Origin of the sequence: Streptomyces sp. A0642, assembly GCF_004795105.1 — a bacterium.
In the GTDB taxonomy this organism is placed as follows: Bacteria; Actinomycetota; Actinomycetes; order Streptomycetales; family Streptomycetaceae; genus Streptomyces.
In genome coordinates this window covers 164,844-175,903 of record NZ_SSBL01000014.1, presented here as the reverse complement: position 1 = coordinate 175,903, position 11,060 = coordinate 164,844, and the positions used below count along the sequence as shown (strand labels likewise).

General features: G+C 73.2%; 8 protein-coding genes and 1 pseudogene. 3 read left to right on the top strand and 6 right to left on the bottom strand.

Features of this window, described 5'->3' with window-relative positions:
• Nucleotides 1-209 precede the first annotated feature (209 nt).
• A pseudogene (locus tag E6R60_RS23225) lies at nt 210-1,550 on the top strand (PQQ-binding-like beta-propeller repeat protein); the annotation flags it as partial.
• Between the two features lie 54 nt (nt 1,551-1,604).
• On the opposite strand, the gene E6R60_RS23220 reads toward E6R60_RS23225, so the two are convergent.
• On the bottom strand, nt 1,605-2,213 hold the full coding sequence (locus tag E6R60_RS23220; RefSeq protein ID WP_136328549.1) for a hypothetical protein: 609 nt from the start codon (nt 2,211-2,213) through the stop codon (nt 1,605-1,607).
• A 323-nt stretch (nt 2,214-2,536) separates the two neighbouring features.
• Here E6R60_RS23220 and E6R60_RS23215 point away from each other — a divergent pair, with 323 nt between their 5' ends.
• A complete protein-coding gene (locus tag E6R60_RS23215) occupies nt 2,537-3,103 on the top strand; it encodes a hypothetical protein (RefSeq protein ID WP_136328548.1) in 567 nt (188 codons plus the stop codon).
• A gap of 21 nt (nt 3,104-3,124) precedes the next feature.
• Here the strand turns inward: E6R60_RS23215 and E6R60_RS23210 are convergent, their stop codons facing one another.
• The 3 genes from E6R60_RS23210 to E6R60_RS23200 are packed head-to-tail and all read right to left on the bottom strand — an operon-like array spanning nt 3,125 to nt 5,528.
• Nucleotides 3,125-3,919 (bottom strand): enoyl-CoA hydratase/isomerase family protein, encoded by a 795-nt coding sequence (locus E6R60_RS23210; RefSeq protein WP_136328547.1) that lies wholly within the window; start codon nt 3,917-3,919, stop codon nt 3,125-3,127.
• A 6-nt stretch (nt 3,920-3,925) separates the two neighbouring features.
• Nucleotides 3,926-4,366 carry an OB-fold domain-containing protein gene (locus tag E6R60_RS23205; protein WP_136328546.1) on the bottom strand — a complete coding sequence of 147 codons (441 nt, stop codon included), beginning with the start codon at nt 4,364-4,366 and terminating at the stop codon, nt 3,926-3,928.
• 13 nt (nt 4,367-4,379) lie between these two features.
• Nucleotides 4,380-5,528: a lipid-transfer protein gene (locus E6R60_RS23200; protein ID WP_136328545.1), complete on the bottom strand. Its 1,149-nt coding sequence runs from the start codon at nt 5,526-5,528 to the stop codon at nt 4,380-4,382.
• Between the two features lie 115 nt (nt 5,529-5,643).
• Here E6R60_RS23200 and E6R60_RS23195 point away from each other — a divergent pair, with 115 nt between their 5' ends.
• Nucleotides 5,644-7,203, top strand: coding sequence for a FadD3 family acyl-CoA ligase (locus tag E6R60_RS23195; protein ID WP_136328544.1), 1,560 nt, complete (start codon nt 5,644-5,646; stop codon nt 7,201-7,203).
• A gap of 278 nt (nt 7,204-7,481) precedes the next feature.
• Here E6R60_RS23195 and E6R60_RS23190 read toward each other — a convergent pair whose 3' ends face one another.
• Together E6R60_RS23190 and E6R60_RS23185 are read right to left on the bottom strand one after the other, a co-directional pair.
• Nucleotides 7,482-7,670 carry a hypothetical protein gene (locus tag E6R60_RS23190; RefSeq protein ID WP_136328543.1) on the bottom strand — a complete coding sequence of 63 codons (189 nt, stop codon included), beginning with the start codon at nt 7,668-7,670 and terminating at the stop codon, nt 7,482-7,484.
• Between the two features lie 210 nt (nt 7,671-7,880).
• The gene (locus E6R60_RS23185; protein WP_136328542.1) at nt 7,881-10,841 is read right to left on the bottom strand and encodes a BTAD domain-containing putative transcriptional regulator; all 2,961 of its coding nucleotides are present in this window, start codon (nt 10,839-10,841) and stop codon (nt 7,881-7,883) included.
• Nucleotides 10,842-11,060 lie beyond the last annotated feature (219 nt).

The window sequence follows — 11,060 nt, the reverse complement described above, 5'->3', positions numbered from 1 at the left end:
TTCCTCCGTGTACGCGAGTTCCATGAGGCACGCGCCTACTTGTCGAGGTCGAGACCGAGCATCCGGATCGCGTTCCCGCGCATCAGTTTGTAGACGGTCTCGTCGTCCAGTCCCTTGACGTGGTCGACTCGACCTTCCCGCACACCAAGGAGGTCGCCCTCGACCACGTCAAGGGACTGGACGACGAGACCGTCTACAAACTGATGCTCGACGGGGGCCCGGTGCGGCTGTCCGGCGCGCAGGTGCCGATCGGTCCCGGCCCGCGCGCCCAGGACGTGCGCGCGCAGGCGGCCGTCGCCGAAGCCGGTCCGGCGACCGGCTGGGTGCGCCCGCCGGCCGGGGTGGCCGCATCGGTCACCGCCCCGACGGCGCCCGTACCCGCTCCCGCGCCCGAGGCCGCGCCCGACGGGCCGGGGCGCTGGCGGCCGTGGCGGTTCCGGATGTCGAACGACGTGTGGGGGACCCCGGTCGTCGTCGGCGACCTGCTCTACGTCACCTCCTTCGAGGTGCACGCGCTGGACACCGGCAACGGGCGGCGCCAGTTCAAGACCCGTGACGTGGCGTGGGCGATGGCCGTGGACGGCGGCAGCATCCTCGCCTCCGACGGCCCCTCGCTCTACGCCCTGGACGCGGCGACCGGCGCGGAGCGGTGGCGGCTGCAGTCCGACGCGTGGGTGTACTCCCTGAAGGCCGAGCGCGGCACGATCGTCACCGGTACGCGGGGTGGCGGCGTCCAGGCGTGGGAGGCGTCCACGGGCGAGAGACTCTGGGAGATCCACGGCGCCCAGACGGACTTCGAGACGGCGGAGGCGGGACCGGCGCTCCACGACGGCACGGTCTACCTCTGGCAGGACGCCCGGCTGCGGGCCGTCGACGCCCGTACGGGCACCGAGCGCTGGTCCTACCCGGTCGGCGACGCGGCCTCCTGCGGCGGGGTCCCGGTCCGGGTGACGCCCGCTCCGGACGGCTACGTGTACGTCTCGGCCGGGACCCGGGTCCTCGCCGTGGACATCCTCTCCGGCCGGGTGCGCTGGCACTTCGAGTCGCCCGCGGTCTTCCTCTCCCCGCCCGCCTTCGCTCCCGGCCCGGCCGTCACCGGCGGCGGGGTGTACCTCGCGGACTACCTCGGCACGGTGTACGCCCTCGACGCCTCCACGGGCAAGGACCGCTGGCGCATCGCCACGGAGTCCCGCCAGTCGACCGAACCGGTGCTGGTCGTGGCGGGCAACGTGCATGTGGGCAGCGGCAGCGCGCTGTACACGCTCGACGCGGTCACGGGCACCCCGAAGTGGCGGTTCGCCGCGGGCGGCGAGGTGGTCGGCGCGCCGGTCGTCGCCGACGGCCGCGTCCACTTCGGCTCCGCGGACCACGTGCTGTACACGCTGGACGCGGCGGGCGGCCAACTCCGCTGGAAGCTCGCGACGGGCGGCGAGATCACCGGTTCGCCGGTGGCGCAGGGCGGGGTGGTCTACGCGTGCAGCAAGGACCGCTGCGTGTACGCGCTGGACGCGCTGAAGGGCACGGGCACGGGGAACCGCCCCCGCGCTTAGCTCTTCCCGGTCCGGCCCGGGGCGCTCCGGTCCCGCCGGGCGCCCGTGTGGTCCTCAATCGCCGGACGGGCCGGAACCGCCCGGCCGGTCCGGCGGCGGGCCCACGTACGGGTCCACCTCCGGTTCCGGCCACGGGCTCGTCTGGACCGACGGCCCCGGCTCCCGGGTCGGCGGCCACGTGTCCGGAGCCGCCGATCCGGGCGCCGCGTACGGCTCCTCGCGGCGACGGCGGCGCTCCGGCCGCCCCCCGCGCCCGGGGCCCGGCATCAGCGCCGCCCCCAGCAGAAGCAGCACCCCACCACCCGCCGCGCCCGCCACTCCGGCCTGAAGCCCCGAACCGTCGCCCGCGACCGTCAGGCTGCCGTCCGCCTGCCCCTGGCGGACCATCCACAGCACGGTGAACCCGAGCACCAGCACCCCCGCCACGGCGACCATCGGCCGGAAGCGGAGCACGACGCCCGCGACCGCCAGGACCGCGGCGAAGAGGAAGGGCAGCAGGATCGAGCCGAGTACGCCGGGGTGCGCCCCGGTGACGCCGGTGAACAGGTCGTCGACGCCGTAGTGCCGGCCGAGGCGGCCGTCGTACCAGTCACGGAAGGGGCTCAGCACGGCGGCCGCCGCTCCTAGGAGAGCGAGGACCGGGCCGAGGACGTTGCGGATCATGTCCGGCACCTCTCGCGGGCGCGGGCGTGAGACGCGCACCGTCGGCCGACGACGCGGATCCTCACCGCTCTCGACTCGACGCTACGCCGCGACCATGACCCCCGCCACCAGGCGGATGATGACGAGACCGTGACAGGACCATGACCGGGCTGCCGGACAGCGCCCGCCATGCTGTGCGCTACGGTGTCGCGCGGCCGTCCGGCAGCCGGCCCGCAAAGGCCCGCGTCCGGCCCGCCGGGCAGGGACGCGCACGTCCGGCAAGCGCGCGGCCGGACCGACCGGCACGCAGCACACACGACGAACAACTCGAGGGGGACGTACCGATGGTGCGGCAACACGTGAAGCTCACCGTGGTCCTGGTCGCGGTGGTACTCGCGCTCACCGGCTTCTCCAGCTCCAGCAGCGGCGGCAAGGGCGGCGGCAAGAGCAGGAGCGGCAAGAGCAAGTCGAGCAGCAGCAGCGGCGGCGGCGGGTGCTCCAGCTCCAAGAAGAGCAATGGCACCTACCACGACACCGACTCGGACTACGACGACGACTACAGCTCGTCGGGCGGCAGCAGTTCCTCCGGATCCACGTACGGCACCGCGACCCCCACCGCCACCGCGACCGACGCCCCGCAGGCGTACGTCTTCCGCTGCGCCACGCCCCGCAAGGGCAAGCGCAAGGCCGTCACCACCTCCACCGTGCGGCTCACCGCGAACACGGCCGGCAGCCACACGTACGAAGTCGACGTGACCTTCCTCGACGCGGCCGGCAACACCGTCGACACCGGTGAGGCCACCGTGGAGGCGGACGGGGGCGAGACGAAGACCGTCTCCGTCCGAATGGACAGCCCGCGCAAGGTCTCCCGCGTGAAGAAGTGCGCGGTCACGGCCGAGCTCAGCTACTGAGCGGCACGGCCCACCGCCCTCCTATCGCACCCGGAACTCCCCGCCCGCGCCCCCGGCCCCCCGCCCGTCCCGCCCCCGGAACAGCTCCGCCTGCTGCTCCGGCGTCAGGTTCCCGAGCGCGATCAGATGCGGGGCGTGGGCGAAGGCCTGGGCCCGGGCGGCCTCCTTCGCGGACCAGAGCGCCCGCACCGTCCCCTGCACCGCGCCCGACGGGTACGAGGCGATGACCGCCGCCGCCCGCAGCGCCGCCGCCACCGCGCCGCCGGGCGGTGTCACCTCGCTGACCAGACCGGTCTCGTACGCCCGACGGGCCGTGACCCGCTCCGCCGTCCCCATCAGGCACATCCGGGCCACCTCGCCGAACGGCATCCGCTGGGCCATGGCGATCGCCTCGTACGCGCTGACCATGCCGTACGTGGTGTGCGGATCGAAGAACGTCGCCTCCTCCGACGCCACGACGAACTCCGCCTCGCCCAGCAGGTAGAACGCCCCGCCGCAGGCCATCCCCTCCACGGCCGCGATCACCGGCTTCCACAGGTCGTTGGCCTTCGGCCCGATCGCGAGCAGCGGATCGTCGATCGTGTACGGGGACGAGGGCTGCGGGACGTCCACGTCCCGGTCGATGCCGGTGCAGAACGCCCGCCCGCCGGCCCCGGTGACCACCACGGCCCGCACCTCGTCGTCGTACCGCAACGCCCGCCAGGCAGAGGTGAGTTCGGTGGCCGTCGCGAGGTCGATCGCGTTGTGCTTCGCAGGCCGGTCCAGGGTGAGCAGTGCGACCCCGGTCTCCTGGTCCGTCTCCGTGCGCAGCGCCATCCCCGGTCACCGCTCCAGCAGCCAGCGGACCAGGGTCACGTCGGGGGAGACGGGGCAGAAGACCGCCTTCACCGCCGCCCCGATCCTCAGCCGTGCCGGGTCGACGGAGTTCAGCGGTGCGCCGGCGCCGCTGACCACATTGCCGACCAGCCGGATCTCCGGGGCGTCGGCCAGCTCGACGATCACGGCGTTGTACGGGGCCTGGGCGGCGTACGCGGGCAGCAGGGGCGGATGTGGCAGCACGTACGACCAGATGCGTCCGCGCCCGCTCATCACCCGCCATTCGCTCGCGAACGACTGGCAGTGCGGGCAGCACGGCCGCGGCGGGAAACGGAGCCGGCCGCAGTCCGGGGCCGCGCACGCCTGGACACGCAGTTCGCCGCGGGCCGCGTACTCCCAGAAGGGCGCGCCGTCCTCGTCGACGACGGGCAGCAGCAGTCCATCCATTGCGGTCAGCTCCTCAGTTCCTCAGCAGGACGGCGGACGTGGGGACGCCCTCCCCGGCGGTGACCAGGCAGGTCGAGGCGTCCGGGACCTGGGCGGTGGAGGTGCCGCGCAGCTGCTTCACGCCCTCGTTGATGAGGTTGAAGCCGTGCACGTAGCCCTCGCTGAGCCCGCCGCCGCCCGTATTGACCGGGAGCCGCCCCCCGCTCTCCAGCGCCCCGCCCTCGGTGAACGCGGCGCCCTCGCCGCGCCCGCAGAATCCGTACCCCTCCAGGGAGAGCGGGATGAGCGGGGTGAACGCGTCGTAGATCTGCGCGACATCGACGTCCTCGGGCCCGAAGTCGGCCTGTTTCCAGAGCTGTCGGGCGGCCGTCCACGCGGGACCGGTGAGCGGGTCGTCGTTCCAGTAGTTGACCATTCCGTGGTGCTGGGCGGGCAGTCCCTGGGCGGCGGAGTGGAGGTAGACGGGCTTCTGCCGGCAGTCGCGGGCCCGTTCGGCGGAGACGATGACGCAGGCCAGGGCCCCGTCCGTCTCCAGGCAGTTGTCGAAGAGGCAGAGGGGCTCGCTGATCCAGCGCGAGGTCATGTACAACTCGCGGGTCAGCGGCCGCTCGTACATCACCGCGGCCGGGTTCTGGTTGGCGCGGTTGCGGCAGGCGAGCGCGACGTTGAAGAGGTGGTCGCGGGTCGCCCCGTACTCGTGCATGTACCGCCGGGCCAGCATCCCGATCTCGTCGGCCGGCCGCAGCAGCCCGTAGGGACGGGTCCACTGGGCGGGGGTGGGCAGCTGCACGGCGGTGTTCCTCCAGGGCCGCGGCCCTGACCCGCGCTTCCGTGACCGCCACGCGACGCCGACGCCCGCCTGCCCGGTGGCGATGGCCGCGGCCAGGTGCGCGAGGGTCGCGCAGGAGCCGCCGCCCCCGTACCCCACCTTGCTGAAGAAGGTGACGTCACCGGCCCCGATGGCCTTGGCGACCTCGACCTCGTCGGTCTCCTCCATCGTGTACGAGGCGAACGCGTCCACCTCCGACGCGGCGATCCCCGCGTCGTCGAGCGCCGCCAGGATGGCCCGGCACGCCAGGGTCCTCTCGGACTCGGGCAGGTGTTTCGCGAACTCCGTCTGCCCGATTCCGGCTATCGCCGCCTTGTCCTTGAGCGTCGCCACCCGCCACCTCCGAGACCGTCACGACTGCTGACAGCGCAGGAGGCTACAGCTAATCTGACGGATAGTCAGCTACGAGGTGGCTATCGCGGGTTCCGGTTCGGCGGGAGGGCACGAGATGCGCGGCGACGAGGAATGGTCCACCGTCCCGAACCTGGTACGGGCGGCGGCCGGGCGGTACGGCGAGCGGGAGGCGGTGGTCGAGGGCCGCACCCGGATCACGTACACGGAACTCGGCGCACGCGTGGAGCGGGCCGCCGCCGCGTGCATGGCCTCGGGTGTGGAGCCGGGGGACCGGGTCGCGGTCTGGGCGCCCAACACCCTGGACTGGATCGTGTCCGCGCTGGGGGCGGTGACCGCGGGCGCGGTCCTCGTCCCGCTCAACACCCGCTTCAAGGGCGCGGAGGCGGCGTACGTCCTGGAGCGGAGCCGCGCGAAGCTGCTCTTCGTCACGGGGACGTTCCTCGGTACGTCGTACGTGGCGTCCCTGCGCCGGTGCGAAGCCGGACTCCCGCACCTGGAGCGGGTGGTGGTCCTGGCCGACACCGCGCCGGAGGCCGACGGCTACATGACCTGGAAGGACTTCCTGGCGGCGGGGGAGCGGATATCCGCCGGGCAGGTCCGGATCCGGGCCGAGGCCGTCCCCGCGTCCGCCCCCTCCGACATCATCTACACCTCGGGCACGACGGGCCGGCCGAAGGGCGCCGTCATCAGCCACGCACAGACGCTGCGCTGCTATGCGATCTGGAGCGAGCTGGCCGGTCTGCGCGAGGGCGACCGCTATCTCATCGTGAACCCGTTCTTCCACACCTTCGGATACAAGGCGGGCATCATCGCGTGCCTGATGCGGGGCGCGACGATGATCCCGCAGCCGGTCTTCGACGTGGACACGGTCCTCGCCAACATCGCCGCCGAACGCATCTCGGTCCTCCCCGGCCCGCCCACGCTCCACCAGGCCCTCCTGGACCACCCCGCCCGCGCCTCCCACGACCTCTCTGCCCTGCGCCTGGTGGTGACGGGAGCGGCGGTGGTCCCGCTCCAGCTGGTCGAACGACTCCGCACCGAACTGGACATCGCCACGGTCCTGACCGCGTACGGCCTCTCCGAGGCGAGCGGCATCGTCACGATGTGCCGCCGCGGCGACCCGCCGGAGGTGATCGCGTCCACCGCGGGCCGGGCGGTCCCCGGCACGGAACTCCGCGTCCTGGCCGCCCCCGGCGAACCCGGCGAGATCATGGTCCGCGGGTTCCACGTCATGAGCGGCTACTTCGAGGACCCGGAGACGACGGCCGCCACGATCACCGCGGACGGCTGGCTGCGCACCGGCGACGTGGGCGTGCTCGACGAGGACGGGAACCTCCGGATCACCGACCGGATCAAGGACATGTTCATCGTCGGCGGCTTCAACGCCTACCCGGCGGAGATCGAGCAGCTCCTGGGCCTGCACCCGGACGTGGCCGACGTCGCGGTGATCGGCGTGCCCGACCCACGCCTCGGCGAGGTCGGCAAGGCGTACGCGGTGCGCCGGCCGGGTGCGACGGTGACGGCGGACGACCTGATCGCGTGGTCGCGGCGGGAGATGGCGAACTACAAGGTGCCGAGGGCGGTGGAGTTCGTCAGCGAGCTCCCGCGCAACGCGAGCGGCAAGGTGGTGAAGGGCAACCTGCGGGAGTGCTGATGCGCGCCCGCCGGGCCCCGGGGCGGGCGGGGCGTCCACCTCGGACGAGGAGGGCAGGGGCAAGCCGTGCGGGGCGGGGTTCGGGCGGGGGCCGGCAGGGGGTACGCGAGAGGGTCCGAGCCGGGAGGCTCGGACCCTCTGTGCGGACCGCGTGCGGCCCGGGTGGCGTGGGCGTCGCCCGGCGCGATCGCGCGGGCGTGCCCGGACGCCGACATGCAGCGGCCGCGACGGCTCCCCCTCCGCGCCGCCGCGGCCACTGCCCCCGTCGAGAGAAGTCGTCAGTTGGCCGGCTCCGTGGTGGCGTGGGTGTTGTCGGTGGTGTCCTCGGCCTCGCCGGCGGGCTCGCTGGTGGCGTGGGTGTTCAGGGGCTTGATCGCGCCGTCCCCGCCCAGGACGTTCAGCGGCTCGCTGGTGGCGTGGGTGTTGAGCGGCTTGATGATCGGGTCGTTGCTCTGTGCGTCGGCCATGATCGTCTACTCCCGTTGGTGATTCGGCGTGCTGGGTCGGCGAGGCCCGTCCGGCTGTTCCCCCGTGGACTGCCGGACGGGCCTGTCGGGGCCGCTCACATTAGTGCCACGGCCGTTGGTCGCCCCGCCTGCCCCCCGACGCGACGGATCGACTGGTCAGAGACTGTCGTGCCGCGATAAACGAACGATGAACGGCCTGGCAGGGGCCGCTCAGACGGACGCACCGGCGCGCAGAAGCGTGCGCACCTCTTCCGCCTCCGGGGAGCCGAGTGTCTCGAAGATGGCCAGGGCCTCGCGCCAGCAGACCTGGGCGCGCCCCGTCTGGCCGATGCCGTCCAGTGAACTTCCCAATACGGTGAGGACGTTGGCGCGCCGCCACTCGCCGCCGATACCCCGCAGAACGGTGAGGGCGACCTCCGCTCCGGCGGCTGCCTGCGCGGGCCGCTCGGCCGCGATGTCGACCTCGGCGAGGCGGAAGAGCGCCATGCCCTCCCAGAGCCGCTGCCGGCTGTCCTTGAAGACCTGGTACGCCTCCTGGAGGCTCTCCGCCGCGGCCTCCAACTGCCCGCTCTGCGTGAGCGCCAGGCCCAGCGCGTAGCGGCCGTTCGCGCCCTTGAGCGCATGGTCCATCTCGTCGTACATCGCGGTTCCCTGACGCGCCAGCGAGACGGCCGTCGGCGTCCGGCCCATCGCCAGGTGGACGCGCGACAGATTGCACAGGGCGGAGGCCTGGCCGGGGAGGTCGTCGAGTTCGCGGAACTGCTCGATGGCACGGGTCAGATGCTTCTCGCCCTCCGCGTGCCGGTTCTCGTAGAGGGAGATGATGCCGAGCAGGTTGCTCGCCCAGCAGGCGGGCAGCGGGTCCTGCGCGATGCTCGACAGGTGCAGCACCCGGCTGCACTCCTGGTCGATCAGGTCGAAGCGGCCGGAGACGTGGTGGACATTGGACAGGATGAGCAGGGCACGGCCCTCCGACCGGGCGTCCCCGACGAGTTGCGCGGCCTTCGCGGCCGCGGTCACGGTCGCCTCGTATTCCTTGGAGATGGCGCCGGACTCCGCGAGATCGACGGCGACCCACAGCAGGTCCACCGCCCGGGGAAGCGTCCTGCCCCGGGCGGACTGCCGGGCGCAGGCGAGCAGGGTGCCCGCCTCGGCGTACAGCCAGTCCTGCGCCTCGCGCCGGCCGGCGAACCCGAGGCCCGGGTACGAGGTGGGCGTGAGGTGGTCGACCAGGGTGTCGCCCGGCTTCTCCATCGTGCTGACCCGGGCGACCGTGGCCAGATAGAAGTCCAGCAGCCGCGACAGCGCCAGCTCCCGCTCCTCCGGCGCCTGCTCGTCCCGCTCCGCGCACGAACGCGCGTAGAGGCGGACCAGGTCGTGGTAGCGGTAGCGGCCCGGCGCGGCCGACTCCACGAGGCTCGTGTCGACCAGCGCCTCCAGCAGGTCCTCCGCCGCGTGGGCCTCCAGGTTCAGCAGGGCCGCGGCCGCCGCCAGGGAGATGTCCGGGCCGTCCGCGAGGCCCAGCAGGCGGAAGGCGCGGGCCTGGGCCGGTTCCAGCTGGCCGTAGCCGAGTTCGAACGTGGCCTTCACCGCGAGGTCGCCCGCCTGGAGCTCGTCCAGGCGACGGCGCTCGTCCGCGAGCTTCGCGGCCAGGACCGAGACCGTCCAGGTGCGGCGGGCCGCCAGGCGGGAGGCCGCGATGCGGATGGCGAGGGGGAGGAAGCCGCACGCGGCCACCACGTCGAGGGCGGCCTCGCGCTCGGAGTTGATGCGCTCCTCGCCCACGATCCGGGTGAACAGCTGGAGGGCCTCCTCCGGTGACATCACGTCCAGGTCGACCAGGTGCGCGCCCGCGAGGTCGACCATCCGGACCCGGCTGGTGACCAGCGCGGCGCAGCCCGCCGTGCCCGGGAGCAGGGGCCGGATCTGGGCCGCGTCGTGGGCGTTGTCCAGGACCACCAGGATGCGGCGGCCGTCGAGGGTCGAGCGGTAGAGCGCGGCGCGTTCGTCCAGGGAGTCGGGGATCGACGAGTCCGCCGTGCCCAGGGCGCGCAGGAACGCGCCGAGGACCGTCTCCGGCTCCGCGACGCGGGCGCCCGCGCCCTGGAGGTCGACGTACAGCTGGCCGTCCGGGAAGTGCGGGCGCGCCTGGTGCGCGACGTGCACGGCGAGGGTCGTCTTGCCGACGCCGCCGATTCCGGCGAGGGCGGAGACGGCCATGACGGAACCCTCGGCCGTGGCGAGGCGGTCGCCCAGTTCGCGGACGAAGGCGGCCCGGCCCGTGAAGTCCGGGACCGTGGCGGGGAGCTGAGCGGGGCGGGTCCGCACCGCGGCGGGCGCGGGCTCGTCGGCCGGGCGGGCCAGTTCCTCGTCCGCCTGGAGGATGCGCTGCTGGAGCGCCGACAGTTCGGGGCGCGGGTCGACGCCCAGCTCCTCCGCGAGCAGCCGCCGCGTGTCGGCGTACACGGCGAGCGCCTCCGCCTGGCGGCCGCTGCGGTACAGGGCCACCATCAGGAGTTCGCGCAGGCGTTCGCGCAACGGGTGCGCCGCGGTGAGCGCGGTCAGCTCGGAGACCGCCTCGGCGTGGCATCCGACTTCCAGGTCCAGATCGAGGCGGGTCTCGGTGAGCTGGAGCCGCCACTCCTCCAGCCGGGAGCGCTGGTACTCGGCGTACGGGCCGGGCACCGAGGCCAGCGCCTCGCCGTCCCAGAGGGCGAGCGCCTCGTTCAGCAGGGTCCGGGCCCGGTGGCGGTCGCCGGACGCCCGGGCCTTCTCCGCGTCGGCCGCCCGGTCCTGAGCCACGGTCAGGTCGAGCGCTCCGGTCCCGATCCGCATCGCGTAGCCACCGGAATCGCTCGCCAGGGTGAGCGGGCCCAGGGTCTTGCGGAGCCGGGAGGCGTACGTGCGCACAGCGGCCAGTGCCTGGGAGGGCGGGTCCTCGCCCCAGAGGGCGTCGATGAGCTCGGCGGCCGTGGCGGTGCGCCCGCCGCGGAGCAGCAGAGCGCTCAGCAGGGCACGCTGCTGGGGTGAACCGGACGGCAGCGTCTCGCCGCCCCGCCGGGCCCGTACCGGACCGAGCACGCAGAAGTGCAGACCGGTGTCCTCCACCGGCCCCTGCTCCGGGGAGCGTTGTACCGGAACACGTACGCGTGGCCCGTCGTCACGGCCCATTGGTTCCTCCCGTCCTGCTCTGTGCGCTGCCCGGCACGGTCGCACATGTCCGGATTCGGCCTGGGCCATCCGGATTGCTCCATACCGTTGGTATCGCCGTCAACAGTCTGCCTTGTGGAAGGGGTGCGCGTCAGCTGCGGGTGACGCTCTGCACAAGCCCTCGACAACGATTGTGGAACGAGGCCCCGCCCGGACGGTGGCCCAGTTTACTGACGGTTC